The 19,071-nt window shown below is 70.0% G+C and carries 17 protein-coding genes; 7 read left to right on the forward strand and 10 right to left on the reverse strand.

Features of this window, described 5'->3' with window-relative positions; all coding sequences use genetic code 11:
- Positions 1-41: 41 nt before the first annotated feature.
- The 5 genes from ruvX to rpsD all read right to left on the reverse strand — a co-directional run bounded on the left by ruvX (position 42) and on the right by rpsD (position 4,970).
- On the reverse strand, positions 42-518 hold the full coding sequence (gene ruvX, locus ACTWOL_RS06230) for a Holliday junction resolvase RuvX (RefSeq protein ID WP_474295158.1): 477 nt from the start codon (positions 516-518) through the stop codon (positions 42-44).
- On the reverse strand, positions 515-3,199 hold the full coding sequence (alaS, locus tag ACTWOL_RS06235) for an alanine--tRNA ligase (RefSeq protein WP_474295160.1): 2,685 nt from the start codon (positions 3,197-3,199) through the stop codon (positions 515-517). The genes ruvX and alaS overlap by 4 nt, the downstream gene beginning before the upstream one ends.
- Positions 3,199-3,558 (reverse strand): hypothetical protein, encoded by a 360-nt coding sequence (locus tag ACTWOL_RS06240; protein WP_474295161.1) that lies wholly within the window; start codon positions 3,556-3,558, stop codon positions 3,199-3,201. Before ACTWOL_RS06240 ends, alaS begins: the two co-directional genes overlap by 1 nt.
- A gap of 7 nt (positions 3,559-3,565) precedes the next feature.
- Positions 3,566-4,006 carry a DUF948 domain-containing protein gene (locus ACTWOL_RS06245; protein WP_474295163.1) on the reverse strand — a complete coding sequence of 147 codons (441 nt, stop codon included), beginning with the start codon at positions 4,004-4,006 and terminating at the stop codon, positions 3,566-3,568.
- Between the two features lie 352 nt (positions 4,007-4,358).
- Positions 4,359-4,970 (reverse strand): 30S ribosomal protein S4, encoded by a 612-nt coding sequence (rpsD, locus tag ACTWOL_RS06250; RefSeq protein WP_384938055.1) that lies wholly within the window; start codon positions 4,968-4,970, stop codon positions 4,359-4,361.
- Between the two features lie 122 nt (positions 4,971-5,092).
- On the opposite strand from rpsD, the gene ACTWOL_RS06255 reads away from it, so the two are divergent.
- On the forward strand, positions 5,093-5,917 hold the full coding sequence (locus ACTWOL_RS06255; RefSeq protein WP_474295166.1) for a DUF2470 domain-containing protein: 825 nt from the start codon (positions 5,093-5,095) through the stop codon (positions 5,915-5,917).
- A gap of 76 nt (positions 5,918-5,993) precedes the next feature.
- On the opposite strand, the gene ACTWOL_RS06260 is transcribed toward ACTWOL_RS06255, so the two are convergent.
- Together ACTWOL_RS06260 and ACTWOL_RS06265 are read right to left on the reverse strand one after the other, a co-directional pair.
- Entirely contained in the window at positions 5,994-7,343 is a 1,350-nt protein-coding gene (locus ACTWOL_RS06260; RefSeq protein WP_474295168.1) for a replication-associated recombination protein A, read from the reverse strand.
- Between the two features lie 51 nt (positions 7,344-7,394).
- The gene (locus tag ACTWOL_RS06265; protein ID WP_474295170.1) at positions 7,395-8,045 is read right to left on the reverse strand and encodes a vitamin K epoxide reductase family protein; all 651 of its coding nucleotides are present in this window, start codon (positions 8,043-8,045) and stop codon (positions 7,395-7,397) included.
- 135 nt (positions 8,046-8,180) lie between these two features.
- On the opposite strand from ACTWOL_RS06265, the gene ACTWOL_RS06270 reads away from it, so the two are divergent.
- Genes ACTWOL_RS06270 through ACTWOL_RS06285 form a run of 4 tightly spaced genes read left to right on the forward strand, consistent with a single transcriptional unit; the run spans position 8,181 to position 11,714 of the window.
- The gene (locus ACTWOL_RS06270; protein WP_474295172.1) at positions 8,181-9,056 is read left to right on the forward strand and encodes an ABC transporter ATP-binding protein; all 876 of its coding nucleotides are present in this window, start codon (positions 8,181-8,183) and stop codon (positions 9,054-9,056) included.
- A complete protein-coding gene (locus tag ACTWOL_RS06275) occupies positions 9,053-9,901 on the forward strand; it encodes an ABC transporter permease (protein ID WP_474295175.1) in 849 nt (282 codons plus the stop codon). Before ACTWOL_RS06270 ends, ACTWOL_RS06275 begins: the two co-directional genes overlap by 4 nt.
- Entirely contained in the window at positions 9,859-11,097 is a 1,239-nt protein-coding gene (locus ACTWOL_RS06280; RefSeq protein ID WP_474295177.1) for a sensor histidine kinase, read from the forward strand. Before ACTWOL_RS06275 ends, ACTWOL_RS06280 begins: the two co-directional genes overlap by 43 nt.
- Positions 11,094-11,714 carry a response regulator gene (locus ACTWOL_RS06285; RefSeq protein WP_474295179.1) on the forward strand — a complete coding sequence of 207 codons (621 nt, stop codon included), beginning with the start codon at positions 11,094-11,096 and terminating at the stop codon, positions 11,712-11,714. The genes ACTWOL_RS06280 and ACTWOL_RS06285 overlap by 4 nt, the downstream gene beginning before the upstream one ends.
- A 54-nt stretch (positions 11,715-11,768) precedes the next feature.
- On the opposite strand, the gene hisS is transcribed toward ACTWOL_RS06285, so the two are convergent.
- Entirely contained in the window at positions 11,769-13,031 is a 1,263-nt protein-coding gene (gene hisS / locus ACTWOL_RS06290; protein WP_474295181.1) for a histidine--tRNA ligase, read from the reverse strand.
- Positions 13,032-13,042: 11 nt separating this feature from the next.
- Complete coding sequence (locus tag ACTWOL_RS06295) at positions 13,043-13,756, reverse strand: MBL fold metallo-hydrolase (RefSeq protein ID WP_474301096.1); 714 nt, start codon at positions 13,754-13,756, stop codon at positions 13,043-13,045.
- Positions 13,757-13,973: 217 nt separating this feature from the next.
- On the opposite strand from ACTWOL_RS06295, the gene ACTWOL_RS06300 reads away from it, so the two are divergent.
- Positions 13,974-14,771, forward strand: coding sequence for a peptidylprolyl isomerase (locus ACTWOL_RS06300; protein ID WP_474295182.1), 798 nt, complete (start codon positions 13,974-13,976; stop codon positions 14,769-14,771).
- 175 nt (positions 14,772-14,946) lie between these two features.
- On the forward strand, positions 14,947-16,176 hold the full coding sequence (locus ACTWOL_RS06305; RefSeq protein WP_474295184.1) for a DUF349 domain-containing protein: 1,230 nt from the start codon (positions 14,947-14,949) through the stop codon (positions 16,174-16,176).
- Positions 16,177-16,595: 419 nt separating this feature from the next.
- Here ACTWOL_RS06305 and relA read toward each other — a convergent pair whose 3' ends face one another.
- The gene (gene relA / locus ACTWOL_RS06310) at positions 16,596-18,938 is read right to left on the reverse strand and encodes a GTP pyrophosphokinase (protein ID WP_474301097.1); all 2,343 of its coding nucleotides are present in this window, start codon (positions 18,936-18,938) and stop codon (positions 16,596-16,598) included.
- Positions 18,939-19,071 lie beyond the last annotated feature (133 nt).

Consider the following 19,071-nt stretch of genomic DNA (forward strand, 5'->3'; position numbering starts at 1 on the left):
TCGAAAGCGACCGCAACGCGCGGAACGTTACCGTATCGCGATCAGATGACCACTTCGACGCTCTCCCCGGGAGGATTACCAGATACCCGTTCGGACTCAAGAGCGTTCTGAAGGATGATCACAGCGGCTGCCTGGTCGATGACGGAGCGGCCTTTCCGGGATTTCACGCCGGATGCCCGTAGTCCCTGAGTGGCCGACACCGTGGTCATCCGCTCGTCCACCAGCCGTACCGGCACCGGTGCGATGCCGCGGGCGAGCTCCTGGGCGAAGGCCCTGACCTTGGCGGCCGCGGGGCCTTCCCCGCCGCTGAGCGAGCGGGGCAGGCCCACGACGACCTCGAGCGGTTCGTACTCCTCGGTGAGCTGCCGCAGCCGCCGGTGCGCGGCCGGGACATCACGTCCCGGCACGGTCTCCACCGGGGTGGCGAGGACCCCGTCGGGGTCGCACGAGGCGACCCCGATCCGGGCGTCCCCGACGTCGATGGCGAGCCGACGTCCTCGGCGCATGACGGATGTCACGCCGATTCGGTGACGAGGCGCTCGACGGCGTCGATGGCGTCGCCGATCGCATCCGGGTTCTGGCCGCCGCCCTGGGCGACGTCCGGCTTGCCGCCACCGCCGCCGCCGAGGGTCTTGGCGGCCGTGCGGACCAGGTCACCGGCCTTGAGACCGCGCTCACGGGCGGCCTCGTTGGTGGCGATGACGGTCAGCGGGCGGCCGTTCGCCGTGGTGAACAGGGCCACGACGGCCGGGCGGTCGCCGGCTCCCGACAACTGCTGCAGCCGGCCTCGGACGTCCAGGACCAGCTTGCGCAGGTCGTCGGCGGACGTGCCGTCCGGGACCTGCCCGGTGACAAGTGCGACGCCCCGCACGTCCTTGGCGCCCTGGGCGAGCCCGGCGGCGGCCTGGAGGACCTTCTCCGCGCGGAACTTCTCGATCTCCTTCTCGGCGTCCTTCAGCTTGCCGAGCATGGCGGCGATCTTCTCCGGCAGCTCCTCGGAACGGCCCTTGACCAGCTCCTGGAGCTGGGCGACGACCGTGTGCTCCTTGGCCAGGAAGTTGTAGGCGTCGACGCCGACGAGGGCCTCGATCCGGCGCACACCGCTGCCGATCGACGACTCGCCGAGCAGCTTCACCAGGCCCAGCTGGGACGTGTTGTGGACGTGCGTACCGCCGCAGAGCTCCTTGGAAAAGTCCCCGATGGTGACGACACGGACCCGCTCGCCGTACTTCTCGCCGAACTCGGCGATGGCGCCCTGCTTCTTGGCCTCGTCGATGCTCATGACCTCGGCCTGGACGTCGAGCTCTCGCGAGAGGACCTCGTTGATCTTCTGCTCGACATCGGTGAGGACCGTGCCGGGCACGGCGGCCGGCGAACCGAAGTCGAAGCGGAAGCGGCCCGGCGAGTTCTCGGAGCCGGCCTGGGCGGCCGTCGGGCCGAGGGCGTCGCGCAGGGCCTGGTGGGTGAGGTGCGTGGCGCTGTGGGCGCGGGCGATGGCCCGGCGGCGCCTGACGTCGATGGCGGCGTAGGCCGAGGCGCCCACGGTCACCTCGCCGACCTGCACCGAGCCCTTGTGCACGGAGACACCGGGGACCGGCTGCTGGACGTCGCGGACCTCGATGACGGCACCGGTGTCGAGCCTGATCCGGCCGTGGTCGGCGAGCTGGCCGCCGCCCTCGGCGTAGAACGGGGTGCGGTCGAGGACGACCTCGACCTCGTCGCCTTCGGAGGCGGCGGGCGAGGGCACACCGTCGACGAGCAGACCGACGATGGTCGACTCGCCCTCGGTGCTGGTGTAGCCGGTGAACTCGGTGGAGCCGGAGGTGTCGGCGACCTCGCGGTAGGCGGACACATCGGCGTGGCCGGTCTTCTTGGCCTTGGCGTCGGCCTTGGCGCGCTCCCGCTGTTCCTTCATCAGACGGCGGAAGCCGTCCTCGTCCACGGTCAGACCCTGCTCGGCGGCCATCTCGAGGGTGAGGTCGATCGGGAAGCCCCAGGTGTCGTGGAGCAGGAACGCCTTGTCGCCGGCCAGGACGGTGCCACCGGAGGCCCTGGTCTCCGTGACGGCCGTGTCGAGGATGTTCGTGCCGCCCTTGAGGGCCTTCAGGAAGGCGGCCTCTTCGGCGAGCGCGACGGTCTCGATGCGCTTGCGATCGGTCTCCAGCTCCGGGTACTGCCGGCTCATGGTCTTGATGACCACGTCGACGAGGGTCGAGACGACGGGGTCGGTGGCGCCGAGGAGGCGCATGTTGCGAATGGCGCGGCGCATGATGCGGCGCAGGACGTAGCCACGGCCCTCGTTGCCGGGCGTGACGCCGTCGCCGATGAGCATGACGGACGTACGGAGGTGGTCGGCGACCACGCGGAGGGACACGTCCGAGTCGTGGTTCTCGCCGTAGCGGACGCCGGTGAGCTCGGTGGCCTTGTCGATGACGACCCGCAGGGTGTCCGTCTCGTACATGTTCTGCACGCCCTGCAGGATCATGGCGAGGCGCTCGAGGCCGAGACCGGTGTCGATGTTCTTGCTCGGCAGGTCGCCGACGATCTCGAAGTCCTCCTTGCCGGAGCCCTCGCCGCGCTCGTACTGCATGAAGACCAGGTTCCAGATCTCCACGTAGCGCTCGTCGTTGACGGCCGGGCCGCCTTCGACGCCGAACTCGGGGCCGCGGTCGTAGTTGATCTCGGAGCACGGGCCGCAGGGGCCGGGCACGCCCATGGACCAGTAGTTGTCCTTCTTGCCGAGGCGCTGGATGCGCTCGGCGGGGACGCCGACCTTGTCGCGCCAGATGCTCTCGGCCTCGTCGTCGTCGAGGTAGACCGTGATCCACAGGCGCTCGGGGTCCAGCCCGTAGCCGCCCTTGTCCTGGGGTGTGGTGAGCAGCTCCCAGGCGTAGGTGATGGCGCCTTCCTTGAAGTAGTCACCGAAGGAGAAGTTGCCGCACATCTGGAAGAACGTGCCGTGGCGGGTGGTCTTGCCGACCTCTTCGATGTCGGGGGTGCGCACGCACTTCTGCACGCTGGTCGCGCGCGGGAACGGCGGCTTGACCTCGCCCAGGAAGTAGGGCTTGAAGGGCACCATGCCGGCCGGGACGAGCAGCAGAGTCGGGTCGTCCGCGATGAGCGACGCCGAAGGCACGACGGTGTGCCCGCGCTCCTCGAAGAAGCTCAGCCAGCGGCGGCGGATTTCAGCCGACTCCATCAGTGGTCCTCATTCCGGTCGTACGGGTAGCTGCTGTCCAGCATCCCGTAGTGCTTCGTGTCCTGCTTCTGGTTTTCGTCGCGGTTCCCGAGGGCGATGGGACGCCGCTGCGGGGGAAGGCCGCGCTCGGGGGGTGCTTCGATGCCGAGCGCCTCGCCGAGTTCGGCCTCGCGCCGGGCCATGGAGGACCTGACGTCAAAGGCGAAGTCCTTGAGGCGGTGCCCGGTCTCGACGGCCTTGTTCGCCGCCTGGGCGGCGAGGCTCTCCGGGGTCAGCTGCCTGAGCTTGCGGTTGACCTTGGTGGTGGCCCACACGCCGGCCGCTGCGCCGGCGGTGAACCAGAACGTACGGCGGAACATCGCTGGTTCAGCCCTTCTGCTTCCTGTTCCTGCGCCGGGCGGCCGGCACGGTGCGTCCCACGACGACGGTGCGGGGGGTCCGCTCGGACGGCGCGTCCGCGGTCTTGCTGCGGCTCATGGCCTGGCGCACCCCGTAGCCGAACGCCGCCACCTTGACCAGCGGGCCGCCGAAGGTGGAGGCGACGGTGCTGGAGAGCGCCGACGCGTTGGAGGTGACTTCCTGGACGTCGGAGGCGATGGCGTCGACCCGGTCGAGCTGGGTCTGCGCGGAGCGCACGGTCGCCGAGGCGTCCACCAGCAGCGGCACGGCCTGCTCCGTCACATCCGTCACCAGCTTGGTGGTCGCCTTGAGCGTCTGGGTCAGCCTCACCAGCACCACGGCGAGGAAGGAGACCAGGATCGCCCAGAAGACGGCCACCAGAATCCCGGCAACCTCTCCACCGGTCACGCTGCACCGCTCTCTGCTCGTTGTCGGGGCTTGCTGTCGGGACTCGGAAGTCGTTCTCCGACCCTATCGCGCCCAAGGTGGCGTGCCGTACCGGACGGGGGCCCGCGGGACGGGAGTTGCCCCCCGGCCGATTGTACGGAGTGCGCAGACCCCGACACGTTCCGTGCCCGGTGGCCGCGAGGCAATCCCCGGACGGGTCCGGGGAGTTCACGGAAGGGCCGGTGGATACGAGCCGCCGGGGGCGCGCAGCGTGCCCGGGCGGGACCCGGCAACGCGAGAGCCCGCCTCTCCTGCCGGGAAGGCCAGGAGAGACGGGCTCGTGCGTGAGGCCGGTGGTGCTACGTCCGCTGGATCAGCGGGCGTAGTACTCGACGACGAGCTGCTCGTCGCAGATCACCGGGATCTCCTTGCGGTTCGGCTCCCGGTCCAGGCGGAAGGCGAGCGCCTTGAGGTTGACCTGCAGGTAGCGCGGGGTCTCACCGTCGGGCGCGTAGCCACCCTCACGGGCGACCTGGAACGGGTGCTTGGCGCGGGAGCGCTCGCGGACCATGACGACGTCGTCGGGGCGCACACGGAAGGACGGCTTGTCGACCTTGCCGCCGTTCACCTCGATGTGGCCGTGGACGACCATCTGACGGGCCTGGTAGATCGTGCGAGCGATACCGGAGCGGAGCACCAGGGCGTCGAGACGGCGCTCGAGCTCGATGATCAGAGCCTCACCGGTCTTGCCCTGGACCTTGCTGGCGCGCTCGTAGGCGCGGACCAGCTGACGCTCGGAGACGTCGTACTGAGCGCGAAGGCGCTGCTTCTCGAGCAGACGGACCTTGTAGTCCGAGTTCTGCTTGCGGCCACGGCCGTGCTCACCCGGCGGGTAGGGGCGAGCCTCGAAGTACTTGACGGCCTTCGGCGTCAGGGCGATGCCGAGTGCACGCGACTTCTTGACCTTGGGTCGCGACTGGTTCACGGGGAACCTACCTCCATGTAAGTTAGGTGAGCCTTACCTTATTCGAGGAGGACGTAATGTCTCGACCACATGGGATCCCCCTGCCCAGTGCGCGTCGCAGTTCAGATCACTCGAGCGAATCGGTGTCTGCTTACGACGACGATGAACAAGGTCAGCCGCGTCCCAGGGAAGACGCTCGGCAGCCCACCAAAGCCGAGCGCGTACGAACCCTCGTTGAGTACAACGCCTCAGTATCCCTCACGCTGCCGGGTGCTCGCGACCAAGGTCCCGGATGGTGGGAACCGGCGGCGCGCACGGTCACGCCCGAGGGGGACGTCGTTCTCCTTCTGCCCTGGGATTCTCCCACCGCCAAGGCGGCCGCATACGCCCAGGACGACGATCTGGCCTGCGTGATGGAGATCACGGACGTCGCTCCCGTCGCGGTGCGCCAGCGGGTGCGCGGCCGCGCCTGGCTGGCCGGATGGCTGACCGCCGTGCGGGGTGAGGACCGGGGCCGGTGCATCGAACTGCTCGCCGAGCGGCACCCCGCCGGCGCCGTGCCACAGGGCCCCGGCGAGCAGCCCGCGTGGATGCCGGTGCGGCTGGAGGTCGGGGAGATCTCACTGGACGACCTCTGGGGCGCGGGCTGTGTGGATCCCGGGCATCTCGCGCAGGCGCTGCCGGATCCGATCACCCGGCACGAGGCGGACCTGCTGCAGCATCTGCACTCGGCGCACGGCGATCAGGTGCGTACTCTGTGCACCCTGCTGGGCGACCGGGCGGGCACGGATCCGACGGCGGTGCGCGAAGTGGTGCCGCTGGCGCTGGACCGCTTCGGGCTCCGGGTGCGGATCACCGGGGCGGAGCGGCAGACCTTCGACGCGCGGTTCGACTTCCCGGAGCCGGTGGGGGACATCGGGGGGCTGCGGTATGCGATGCACACCCTGTTCAGCGCGGCGATGGGTTGACCATTGGGTTGACCACACCGGGAACGGTGCCGACCGCGCCCGTGCCCGTGCCGGGCGCATCCGGGTCCCCGTCCGGCTATTCGCCCTTCAGCCGCTCGCGGACCTTCTCCACCACGTCCGCGTAGCGCGCCTCCGCGCCGTAGCGCGTCGGCTCGTAGTAGCGCTTGCCGTGGATCGCGTCCGGGGCGTACTGCTGGGGGGCGATGGCACCCGGGACGTCGTGCGGATACACATAGCCCTGGGCGTGACCGAGCTTGGCCGCGCCCTTGTAGTGGCCGTCGCGCAAATGGGGCGGGACGGGGCCCGCGAGGCCGCTGCGCACATCCGCGAGGGCGGCGCCTATCGCGGTCGTCGCGGCGTTCGACTTCGGCGCGAGGGCCAGGGCGATGGTGGCGTGGCTGAGGGTCAGCGCCGCCTCCGGGAAACCGATCATGGCCACGGCCTGGGCGGCGGCGACCGCCGTCGGCAGCGCCGTCGGATCCGCGAGGCCGATGTCCTCGCTCGCCGAGATCATCAGTCGCCGGGCGATGAACCGCGGGTCCTCTCCCGCCTCGATCATCCGCGCCAGATAGTGCAGCGCGGCGTCCACGTCGGAGCCCCGGATGGACTTGATCAGTGCGCTCGCGACGTCGTAGTGCTGGTCGCCGTCGCGGTCGTACTTCACCGCCGCGCGGTCGACGGTCTCCTCCACGGTCCGCAGCAGGATCTCCTGCTCGCCCTTGGCGAGAGCCGCGCCCGCCGCGGCCTCCAGCGCGGTCAGTGCCCGCCGGGCGTCTCCCCCGGCGATCCGCAGCAGATGCGCCTCCGCGTCCTCCGGAAGCGCCAGGGCCCCGCCGAGCCCCCGCTCCTCGGTGAGCGCCCTGCTCAGCAGCCCGCGTACATCGTCGTCGGTGAGCTGCTCCAGCGTGAGCAGCAGCGAGCGGGACAGCAGCGGGGAGATCACCGAGAAGTAGGGATTCTCGGTCGTCGCGGCGATGAGCGTCACCCAGCGGTTCTCCACGGCCGGCAGGAGTGAGTCCTGCTGGGCCTTGCTGAAGCGGTGGATCTCGTCCAGGAAGAGCACGGTCTCCTTGCCGAAGCCGCCCGCCGCCCTGCGGGCACCGTCGATGACCGCCCGCACCTCCTTGACGCCCGCGGTGATCGCCGACAGCTCGACGAACCGCTTGTCGGTCGCCTTCGAGACCACGTACGCCAGGGTCGTCTTGCCCGTACCCGGCGGGCCCCAGAGGATCACGGACGAGGCGCCCGCGGGTCCGCCCCCGCCCTCCCCGACCAGACGCCGCAGCGGCGAGCCGGGCTTCAGCAGGTGCTGCTGGCCGACGACCTCGTCCAGGGTGCGCGGACGCATCCGGACCGCCAGGGGGCTCGCTGACGGGTCCTTCTCCTGCCGCTCTTCGGCGGCCGCGGTAAAGAGATCCGGCTCCACGTCATGAAGCCTAGGTCAGAGCTCTGACAACGCCGCACGGGCGGCTTGCCGTCAGCTGGTCCAGAACTCCCACCAGCGGGTCAGCACCAGCATTCCGATGACACCGGTGTGCAGCACCGGCAGGACCCAGGTGAACTCCGCGAGGAAGCCCTTCGCCCACGCCGGCGCCGGAAGCAGGCCGTGCCGGATGTTGTGCGAGGTCACGTACCAGAACATGAAGATCGTGGCGACCCAGGCCAGGGAGCACCACAGGCACAGCGCGTTGATGTTGTACAGCGACTGGTACTGCAGCCAGGTGCAGAATCCGACGCCGAAAAGGGTGCCCGCGTTGAACGTCAGCCAGTACCAGCGGCGGAATCGGGCACCGGCCAGCAGGCTCATCCCCACGCAGATCACGATGCCGTAGGCGACCAGACCGAGCATGGGATTGGGGAAGCCGAAGGCGGACGCCTGGTCGCTCTCCATGACGCTGCCGCAGGAGACGATCGGGTTGAGGCTGCAGCCGGGTGTGAAGGTCTCGCCCGCGACCTTGGCCTCGAGGATCTTGAACTTGTCGATCGTGATGACCCAGGCGGCCAGCAGTCCGGCGGCACCGGTGATCACCAGCAGCCAGGCGAAGGCACGACCGCCCCCGACCACGCCGTGCGCACCGCCTTCCCTTTCCTGACCGGAGGACACACCGTCAACCGCTGCAGTCGTCATATCGCCGTTCCATCACTCGGGTCACTGCCTGGCATGGTCATTCTGCCGCACGGCTGACCTTGTCCACCGTTCGATGGACATAAGGACGTACGCTCGGGGGGCCCGGCGGCCGGGATTCCGCACGAGTCTTGCGGCATGACGACAACGGCGGTGGAAGTACGCGGGCTTCGCAAGCAGTACGGCGAGGTCACCGCGGTGGACGGGCTGGACCTCACGATCCGGCGGGGCGAGGTCTTCGGTCTGCTCGGGCACAACGGCGCGGGCAAGAGCACGACGGTGGAGATCCTCCAGGGGCACCGCGACCGGGACGGCGGCGAGGTGCACGTCCTCGGCGCGGACCCGGCCCGGGCCGGCAGGGCCTGGCGGTCGAAGGTGGGCATCGTCTGGCAGGACGAGTCGGCGCCGGCGGATCTGACCGTGCGCGAGAGCGTGGAGCACATCGCCGGGTACTACCCCGCACCCCGCGACGTGGCCGAGGTGATCCGGCTCGTGGGCCTGGAGCAGAAGGCGGACGAGCGGATCAAGGGGCTGTCCGGGGGGCAGCGTCGGCGGCTCGACGTGGCCCTCGGGGTGATCGGCGATCCGGAGCTCCTGCTGCTCGACGAACCCACGACCGGCTTCGACCCGGCGGCCCGCCGGCAGTTCTGGGAACTGATCCAGCTGCTCGCCGAAGAGGGCACCACGATCCTGCTCACCACGCACTACCTGGAAGAGGCCGAGGCGCTCGCCGACCGTCTCGCCGTGGTCAGCCGCGGCAGGGTGGTCGCCGAGGGCGCGCCGGCCGAACTGCGCACCCGCTTCGGGAGCGGCGCCACCGTCGGATGGACCGAGGCGGACGGCACGCCCCGCACGCTCACCACGGACACCCCGACGCGCACCGTCGCCGAGCTGACGACCCGCTTCGACGGCGAGGTCCCCGGCCTCACGATCAGCCGCCCCACCCTCGAGGACGTCTATCTGCGCCTCACCGAACAGCTCGAAGCCACCTCCCAGCCCAAGGACGCCCGATGAGCACCCGGACCACCACCACCGCACCCGCCGTCCGCATTGCCGCCGCCCTGCCCGGCGCGTGGGCGCTAGGCCTGAGCCGCGGCGCACTCGAGCTGAAGCAGTTCGTCCGCAGACGCGAGGCGGTGATCTTCACCTTCGCCTTCCCGATCGTCTTCCTGGTCCTCTTCGCCTCGATATTCGACGACGATGTGCGGGGCGCCGGGGTGAGCGCGCCCCAGCTCTACGCGGCCGGCATGGTCGCCGCGGGCATCATGTCCACGAGCTTCCAGTCGCTCGGTATCTCCATCGCGGTCGAACGCGACGAGAAGGTACTGCGGCGGCTGCGCGGCACGCCGATGCCGCCCGCCGCGTACTTCCTCGGCAAGGTGTGGATGGTGCTGGTCACCGGACTCGCCGAGACCGCGCTGCTGCTGCTGGTGGGCGCGACGCTGTTCGACCTCGACCTGCCCACCACGGCCGCCAAGTGGCTCACGTTCGGCTGGATCTTCGTCCTCGGCATCACCGCCTGTGCGCTGCTCGGTATCGCGATCAGCAGTCTGCCCCGGTCCGGCAAGACCGCCAGCTCCGTCGTCGTCCTGCCCTTCCTGATCCTTCAGTTCATCTCCGGGGTGTTCATCCCGGTCGGCACCATCCCGTCCTGGCTGCTGAACATCAGCTCGTTCTTCCCGCTCAAGTGGATGTGCCAGGGCTTCCGCGGGATCTTCCTGCCGGAGTCCGCCGCGGTGCTCGAACCGGCCGGCGGGTGGGATTTCGGGAAGATCGCCCTGGTCCTCGGGGCCTGGTGCATCGGAGGATTGGTCCTGTGTCTGCTGACCTTCAGGTGGAAGAGCCACCGCGACGGATGACGGTGCCCGGATTCAGGGGAGGGGCGCGCGACTCCCATGTGTGGGACCGCTCGTCCCGGGCGTGGGAGCTCTACTACGCCACGGTGTGGCTGGCGACCCTGGCCTTCGTCCTCGGCTCCGACGCACCCCTGCCCTACCGGACCGCCACCGTCGTCCTCCTCTCGCTGCTGGTCCCCTGGTACGTACTCGCCGGCCGGCCACAGATGTTCAGCACGGCTGCCGACGACGATCCCGCGTCGATGCGCTACCTGGCCGTGGCGATCCTGGTCTTCCTCGCGGCCGCCGTGCTGCTGGGCGAGACACGGGTGGCGACGTTCGCACTCGCCCCGCAGTGCTTCATGCTGCTGTCGCCGCGACGCGCGATGGTCTGGATGGCCACGCTGAGCCTGGCGCCGGTGGCGGGCTGGGTGCTCCTGTGGCGTCCGCCCGCCCATCTGGCCTTCGCCAACGCCCTGTTCGCGGTGATCACCCTCGTGTTCTCCGCCTTCTTCGGCATCTGGATCGACCGGATCATCGCGCAGAGCAGGGAACGGGCGGTGCTCATCGCCGACCTGGAGGCCAGCCGCGAGGAAGTGACCCGGCTCTCGGCGGAGCGCGGGGCCCTCACCGAAAGGGAACGGATGTCCCGGGAGATCCACGACACGCTGGCGCAGGGCTTCACCAGTCTGCTCATGCTCGTGCAGGCGGTGCAGTCGGAACTCGAGACGGACCCTGCGCAGGCGCGCCGGCATCTCGACCTGATGGCCGTGACGGCACGCCAGAACCTGGCCGAGGCACGAGCGCTGGTCGCCGGGGGCGCTCCCGCCGACCTCGACGGCGGCTCGCTCCCCGACGCGGTGTCCCGGCTGGCGGCCCGGCGCGATCCGCCGGCCGCGGTCTCGGTGACCGGTGAGGTCCGGGCGCTGCCCGCGGCCCTGGAGGTGGTCGCCCTGCGCGCCTGCCAGGAGGGCTTGGCGAACGCCACGAAGCACGCGGGCCCCGGGGCGGAGGTGAGGCTCTCGCTGGCCCACGGTGATCGTCGGCTGATCGTCTCGGTCCGGGATTCGGGCCGGGGCTTCGACCCGTCCATGGCCGGCCAGGGCTACGGACTGCGTGGTCTGCGCGCCCGGGCCGAGGAGGTCGGCGGCACCGCCGAGATCACCAGTGCGCCCGGTGAGGGCACGACCATCACCGTCACTTTGAGGAGCCGGCCGTGATCCGCATCCTGCTCGCCGACGACCACCCGGTCGTACGGGAGGGCCTGCGCGGCATGCTCAGCGCGGAGCCCGATCTGGAGGTGGTCGCCGAGGCCGCGAACGGGCCGCAGGCAGAGGCCCTGGCCGCCGAACTGCGGCCGGATCTCGTGCTGATGGACCTGCGGATGCCCGGTGGTGACGGCGTCGACTCCATCGCCCGGATGACGGCGGCGGGGCTGCCCTGCCGGGTCGTGGTGCTGACGACGTACGAGACGGACCGGGACATCCTGCGGGCCGTGGAAGCGGGCGCCGCGGGCTATCTGCTGAAGGACATGGCCCGGGCGGACCTCGCCGACGCCGTACGCGCGGCAGTGCGCGGTGAGACGGTGCTGGCGCCCACGGTGGCGGCCCGTCTGGTGGACCAGCTGCGCACCAGGCCTGATCGTCCACGGCTGTCCGACCGCGAGGTGGCGGTGCTCCGCCTGGTCGCGGAGGGCGCGACGAACGCGGAGATCGGCCGGCGTCTCTATGTCGCCGAGTCGACGGTGAAGACGCATCTGCTGCGGATCTTCAACAAGCTGGACGTCACGGACCGCACCGCGGCCGTGACCAGCGCCATGCGCCACGGCCTTCTGTAGTGGCACGGTTCGGAGGCGGGCTCCACTGGAGCCCGCCCCCGGTCCGTCCCTACGTCAGGACAGACGCGTACGGATCTCCGCCACCAGGGCGTCCAGCGGGACGGCACTCTGCTCACCGGACTCCATGTCCTTGAGCTGCACCGCACCCTCGGCGAGGTCCCGCTCGCCGGCCACGATCGTGTAGCGGGCACCGCTGCGGTTCGCGTTCTTCATGGCGCCCTTGAGGCCCTTGCCGCCGTAGCTGAAGTCCGCGGCGACACCGGCCTTGCGCAGCTCCGTGACCACACCGAAGAGGACCCGTCGTGCCTCCTCGCCGAGCGGGACGGCGAACACGCTGGTGGCCGCGGGCAGTTCGAGCTCGATGCCCTCCGCCTCCAGAGCGAGGACCGTGCGGTCCACACCGAGGGCCCAGCCGACGGACGGCAGTGCCGGGCCGCCGATCATCTCGGACAGTCCGTCGTAACGGCCGCCGCCGCCCACCGCCGACTGGGAGCCGAGACCGTCGTGGACGAACTCGAAGGTCGTACGCGTGTAGTAGTCCAGGCCGCGCACCAGCTTCTCGTCGTCCTCGAAGGAGACCCCGGCCGCCGTCAGCAACCCGCGCACCTCCTCGTGGTACGCCTTGCACCCGTCACACAGGTAGTCGCGCAGCAGGGGCACGCCCACCAGTTGCTTCTGGACCGATTCGCGCTTGTCGTCGAGGACCCGGAGCGGGTTGATGTCGACGCGGCGTCGGGTGTCCTCGTCCAGGTCGAGCCCGCGCAGGAAGCCCTGGAGCGCGTCCCGGTAGACGGGGCGGCACTCCTTGTCGCCGAGCGAGTTCAGCAGGATGCGGAAATCGCTCAGACCGAGTGAGCGGTACGCCTGGTCGGCCAGGATGATCAGCTCGGCGTCGAGCGCCGGGTCCTCGGCCCCGATCGCCTCGGCACCGACCTGGGAGAAGTGCCTGTAGCGGCCCTTCTGCGGACGCTCGTAGCGGTAGTACGAGCCCGAGTACCAGAGCTTCACCGGCAGATTGCCGGCCTTGTGCAGATTGGCCTCCAGAGCCGCGCGCAGAACGGAGGCGGTGCCCTCGGGGCGCAGGGCCAGCTTGTCGCCGCCCTTGGTCTCGAAGGCGTACATCTCCTTGGTGACGATGTCGGTGGACTCTCCGACACCGCGCGCGAACAGCTCGACGTTCTCGAAGCCGGGGGTCTCGATGTATCCGTACCCGGAGTTCCGCAGCGGCGCGGCGATCGCCTCGCGCACCGCGAGGTACTTCGCGGAGTCCGGCGGGATCAGGTCGTAGGTGCCCTTGGGGGCCTGGAAGGTGCTCACGGAAAGTCTCGTCACATTCCTCGTCGGGGAGCGGCGGTCGAACCGTCTCCCTGGCCGGAGGCCACCTCCCGCAGATACGGGTTGGTGGCGCGCTCGCGGCTGATGGTCGTCTGGGGGCCGTGGCCGGACAGCACCACGGTCGAGTCGTCGAGCGGCAGGCACACGCGGGCCAGCGAGTCGAGCATCTCGGCCATGTCACCGCCGGGCAGGTCGGTGCGTCCGATGGAGCCGGCGAAGAGCAGATCGCCCGAGAAGAAGACCGGCGGGATGTCCGCGGCCTCGGGCAGGCTGAACGTCACCGACCCCTTGGTATGGCCGGGCGCGTGCCTCACGGTCAGCTCCAGACCCGCCAGCTTCAGCGCGGCGCCGTCCGTCAGCTCGTGGACGTCGTCCGGCTCCCCCACGGTCAGCTCGCCCATGAGCGGCATCCCGATGGAACGGCCGAGGGCCTTCTCCGGGTCGCTCATCATGTAACGGTCGGCGGGGTGGATCCACGCCGGCACGTCATGGGCTCCGCACACCGGGACGACCGAGGCGACATGATCGATGTGGCCATGGGTGAGCACGACGGCGACGGGCTTGAGCCGATGCTTCTTGAGCGCCTCCTCGACTCCCTGGGCGGCTTGGTGGCCCGGGTCGATGATCACGCACTCCTCGCCTGCGGCGGGGGCGACCAGGTAGCAATTGGTCCCCCAGGCCCCTGCGGGGAACCCGGCAATAAGCACGATCGTCCTCACGGTGTCGTCCGACGGGATGGCTGCGACGGAATGCAGCAGATCAGAGCCTACCGGCGGTGCTCATTACACAGCCAACCCGTATACGGTACGGGCACGCTCGGCCGGACATGTCGGACGGCGCGCGCGACGACGTCGCGGCCGCCGCCGAAGACCCTTCGGGCGGGGAACCACTCGACCTCTACGCGACCGACAAGGAGAAGACCCGGTGGTCAGCAGCGATCAGCGACGGCGCCAGCTCGCCAGGGAGAAGTTCGAGCGGCAGCAGCAGCGCCGTGAGACGGCGAGGAAGAAGGCAAGGCGCCGCAACACGGTCATCGCGGCGGCGCTCGCCGTGGTCCTGGCCGCGGGCGCGGCGGTCTACGCCTCGGTGGGTCTCTCGGACGGCGGCTCGAAGAGCGACGCCGCGGCGCCCCCGCAGGAGGTGAGCTCCTCTCCCACGCCTTCGGAGCGCGAGAGCAGCTCTCCCGAGCCCAAGATGGCCATCGACCAGAAGGCCACGTACACGATGTCGCTGAAGACCAACCGCGGCGACATCACACTGACGATGAACGCGGCCAAGACCCCGCACACGGTGAACTCGTTCAAGCACCTCGCGGACAAGGGCTACTTCGACAGCACCAAGTGTCACCGGCTGACCACGGCCGGCATCTTCGTGCTGCAATGCGGCGACCCCAAGGGCACCGGCAGCGGCGGCCCCGGCTACACGATCCCGGACGAGGACCTGGCCTCGCTCGGCAAGCCGGGCGCCGACGGCACGGTGACCTACAAGGCGGGCACGGTGGCCATGGCGAATACCGGCCAGCCGCACAGTGGTGGCAGCCAGTTCTTCCTGGTCTACAAGGACAGCAAACTACCGCCCGGCTACACGCCGTTCGGCACCATCGACGAGGCCGGACTGGCCAAGCTCAAGGAGATCGGAGCCGCGGGTGTCGCGGGCGGTGCCTCCGACGGGGCTCCGAAGACGTCCGTCACCCTGGAGAAGGTGACCGTCGCCAAGGCATGACCCAGCCGAATTCGGCGGCGCCGAGTGCGGACAGCCGGGCGGCCGGTCGCCTAGATTGGCGTTGTGCAGCGCGGCCGGGGTCCGCGTTGTGGGGGACGGGCGAGGCCCGTCCAGGAAACTGTGGACGATGCCCAGGGGCCTGAGCCCTTCGCAGGCATCATGTGGAGGAGGCGCTGTGAGCAGCGACCCGTGGGGCCGCGTCGACGAGACGGGCACCGTGTACGTGCGGACTTCCGAGGGCGAGCAGGTCGTCGGATCGTGGCAGGCCGGCACTCCCGAGGAGGCACTGGCCTACTTCGAGCGCAAGTACGAGGGCTTGGTGGTCGAGATCGGCCTCCTCGAGAAGCGGGTGAAGACCACCGACCTGTCCGCCAAGGACGCGACGACCGCCATCGAGCACATCCGTCAGCAGGTCGATGAGCATCATGCCGTCGGTGACCTCGACGCACTGCGCAAGCGGCTGGACGCCCTTGTCGCCGCGGTCGAGGCACGCCGTGAGGAGCGCAAGGCGCAGAAGGCCCAGCAGACCGACGAGGCCAGGCACGCCAAGGAGGCCCTGGTCGTGGAGGCCGAGGAGCTGGCGCAGAGCGAGCAGTGGCGGTCAGCGGGTGAGCGGCTGCGGGCACTCGTGGACAAGTGGAAGAGCCTGCCCCGGCTCGACCGGAAGTCCGACGACGAGCTGTGGCACCGGTTCTCGCACGCGCGCTCGGCGTTCTCCAAGCGCCGCAAGGCGCACTTCGCCTCGCTGGACTCACAGCGCGAGGTCGCCCGGCAGACCAAGGAGCGGCTGGTCGCGGAGGCCGAGTCGCTGTCCGGTTCGACCGACTGGGGTGCCACCGCGGCGCGCTACCGCGACCTGATGGCCGAGTGGAAGGCGGCGGGCCGCGCCCAGCGCGAGCACGAGGACGACCTGTGGAACCGTTTCCGCGGTGCTCAGGACGTCTTCTTCGCCGCCCGCAGCGGGGTCTTCGCCGAGCGTGACGCGGAGCAGACCGAGAACCTGAAGCTCAAGGAGGAGCTGGCGGCCGAGGCCGAGAAGCTCATGCCGGTGACGGATTTGAAGGCGGCGCGTTCCGCCTTCCGTTCCATCAACGAGCGCTGGGAGGCCATCGGCCACGTCCCGCGCGACGCCCGTCCTAAGGTCGAAGGGCGGATGCACGCGGTGGAGCGGGCGATCCAGGAGGCCGAGGAGGCCGAGTGGCGCCGCACCAACCCCGAGGCGCGGGCCCGTGCCGAGGGTCTGACGGGCCAGCTGCAGGCCGCCGTCGACAAGCTGCGCGGGCAGATCGACACGGCGCGTGCGGCGGGCAACAACGCCAAGGCCGACAAGCTCGCCAAGGAGCTCGAGGGCCGGCAGGCGCTGCTGGACCAGGCACTGAAGGGGCTCCAGGAGTTCGGCGGCTGAGTTTTGCCCCGCCCCGCTGGGGCGGGCTATGCGAAGGGGCTCGGCAGCGTGCGCGCTGCCGGGCCCTTCGGCGTTTTCGCGCCGGGCGGCGCGGGGGTCTCGCGGGGCGCCGTCCCGGCGCGGGGCCGGTGCGGTTGTTGGGCTTGGCCGGTGCGGGGCCGGTGCGGTTGTTGGGCTTGGTCGGTGCGCGGGTTGGCGCCCGGTGTGTCCGTCCTCAATCGGCGGACGGCCTTGGAATGCGCGCCCGGTGCGTTGGGATGGGGGTGGTGGGTGGTGGGGTGGGGCCCCTCCGGGCTCGTCCCCTTCGGGAGCGGCGGCGTCGCCGTGACGCCCAGCACACGCCCCGGGCACGCCCCGCACCCTAGGCCCGTCCGGGGGTCCCCCAGACTTCGTCTGGGGGAGCTTGAGGACTGATACCCCTACGGCCGCCTCGCCGACGTCACGCGGTACACGTCGTACACACCCTCCACGCCTCTGACTGCCTTCAGGACGTGCCCCAGGTGCTTGGGGTCGCCCATCTCGAAGGTGAAGCGCGAGGTGGCCACCCGGTCGCGGGACGTCTGGACGGCCGCCGACAGGATGTTGACGTGCTGGTCGGACAGCACCCGTGTGACGTCGGACAGCAGCCGTGAGCGGTCCAGCGCCTCGACCTGGATGGCGACCAGGAAGACCGAGGACTGCGTGGGCGCCCACTCGACGTCCAGGATCCGTTCGGGCTGCTGCGAGAGGGAGTCCACGTTGACGCAGTCCGCGCGGTGGACGGATACGCCGCTGCCACGGGTGACGAAGCCGATGATCGGGTCACCCGGCACCGGCGTACAGCAGCGGGCCAGTTTGACCCAGACGTCGTCGACGCCCTTGACGACGACTCCCGGGTCGGCGTTGGCACGGCGCTTGCGGCCACGGGTGCGCGACGGCGGTACGGACTCGGCGATGTCCTCGGTCGCGGCCTCTTCGCCGCCGAGTGCCTGCACGAGCTTCTGGACGACGCCCTGCGCGGCGACGTGCCCCTCCCCGATCGCCGCGTACAGCGACGAGATGTCGGGGTAGCGCATCTCGTGCGCCAGCGTCACCAGCGAGTCCCCGGTGAGGATGCGCTGGATCGGCAGGTTCTGCTTGCGCATGGCGCGGGCGATGGCGTCCTTGCCCTGCTCGATCGCCTCGTCTCGGCGTTCCTTGGAGAACCAGGCGCGGATCTTGTTCCTCGCCCGCGGCGACTTGACGAAGCCGAGCCAGTCCCGGGACGGAGCCGCGCCGGGCGCCTTCGAGGTGAAGACCTCGACCAGGTCGCCGTTGTCCAGGGTCGACTCGAGCGGCACCAGACGCCCGTTGACGCGGGCCCCTATGGTTCGGTGGCCGACCTCGGTGTGGACGGCGTAGGCGAAGTCGACCGGGGTGGCGCCCGCGGGCAGCGCTATGACATCGCCCTTGGGGGTGAAGACGAAGACCTCGTTGCGCGACAGGTCGAAGCGCAGGGACTCCAGGAACTCGCCCGGGTCCTCCGTCTCCTTCTGCCAGTCCAGCAGCTGCCGCAGCCACGCCATGTCGTTGAGCGTGTCCTTGTCCTTGCCGGTGGCCTTGGGGACATCGGTGCGGATTTTGGAGGCGCCCGCCACGGCCTCCTGCTTGTACTTCCAGTGCGCGGCGATGCCGTACTCGGCCCGGCGGTGCATGTCGAACGTGCGGATCTGGAGTTCGACGGGCTTGCCGTTGGGTCCGATGACCGTCGTGTGCAGCGACTGGTACATGTTGAACTTCGGCATCGCGATGTAGTCCTTGAACCGCCCCGGAACCGGGTTCCAGCGGGCGTGGACGGTGCCGAGCGCGGCGTAGCAGTCGCGGACCGTGTCGACGAGGACGCGGATGCCGACCAGGTCGTAGATCTCCGCGAAGTCACGGCCGCGGACGATCATCTTCTGGTACACGCTGTAGTAGTGCTTGGGGCGGCCGGTGACGGTGGCCTTGATCCTCGCGGCCCGCAGATCGGACTGGACCTCGTCGGTCACTATGGCGAGGTACTCGTCGCGCTTTGGGGCGCGCTCGGCCACGAGGCGGACGATCTCGTCGTACATCTTGGGGTAGAGGATCGCGAAGGCGAGGTCCTCGAGTTCCCACTTGATGGTGTTCATGCCGAGGCGGTGTGCCAGCGGGGCGTAGATCTCCAGCGTCTCGCGGGCCTTCTTCTCCTGCTTCTCCCGCTTGAGGTAACGCATCGTGCGCATGTTGTGCAGGCGGTCGGCGAGCTTGATGACCAGCACCCGGGGGTCCTTGGCCATGGCGACGACCATCTTGCGCACGGTCTCGGCCTGTGCGGCCTCACCGAACTTGACCTTGTCCAGCTTGGTCACACCGTCGACGAGCAGCGCGACCTGGTCGCCGAAGTCGCGGCGCAGGGTGTCCAGGCCGTACTCGGTGTCCTCGACGGTGTCGTGGAGCAGCCCCGCCATCAACGTCGCCGGGTCCATGCCAAGCTCGGCGAGGATGGTGGTGACGGCCAGCGGGTGCGTGATGTACGGGTCACCGCTCTTGCGCTTCTGGCCCCGGTGCCAGCGTTCGGCCACCTGGTAGGCACGCTCGACCTGGCGCAGCGTCGACGTCTCGATCTTCGGGTCGTTGCTGCGGACGATCCGAAGCAGGGGCTCGAGCACCGGGTTGTACGCGCTGGAGCGCTGCACACCGAGCCGGGCGAGCCGGGCGCGCACGCGGTTGGAGGAGCCGCCCGAACGCGAGGGCGCGGCCGGAGCGGGCTTCGGCGTGGTCATCGGTGCGGGTGCCTGGCCCTTCGCACTCCCCCAGCCCTCTGCGGGGCGGACTCCCGTCCCGCTCCGCTCGGGCGCGGCGGGCGCCGCCCGCTCCGCGGACTTCTTCTCGGGCGTGGCGGAGTCCGCGACAGCC

The organism is Micromonospora sp. IBHARD003 (assembly GCF_056106285.1).

What these genes read in the sequence shown, in the direction of transcription:
- alaS (WP_474295160.1), bottom strand. Translation starts at nt 3,199, where the DNA reads ATGGAGTCGGCTGAAATCCGCCGCCGCTGGCTGAGCTTCTTCGAGGAG.
- ACTWOL_RS06240 (WP_474295161.1), bottom strand. Translation starts at nt 3,558, where the DNA reads ATGTTCCGCCGTACGTTCTGGTTCACCGCCGGCGCAGCGGCCGGCGTG.
- ACTWOL_RS06265 (WP_474295170.1), bottom strand. Translation starts at nt 8,045, where the DNA reads ATGACGACTGCAGCGGTTGACGGTGTGTCCTCCGGTCAGGAAAGGGAA.
- ACTWOL_RS06270 (WP_474295172.1), top strand. Translation starts at nt 8,181, where the DNA reads ATGACGACAACGGCGGTGGAAGTACGCGGGCTTCGCAAGCAGTACGGC.
- ACTWOL_RS06275 (WP_474295175.1), top strand. Translation starts at nt 9,053, where the DNA reads ATGAGCACCCGGACCACCACCACCGCACCCGCCGTCCGCATTGCCGCC.
- relA (WP_474301097.1), bottom strand. Translation starts at nt 18,938, where the DNA reads ATGACCACGCCGAAGCCCGCTCCGGCCGCGCCCTCGCGTTCGGGCGGC.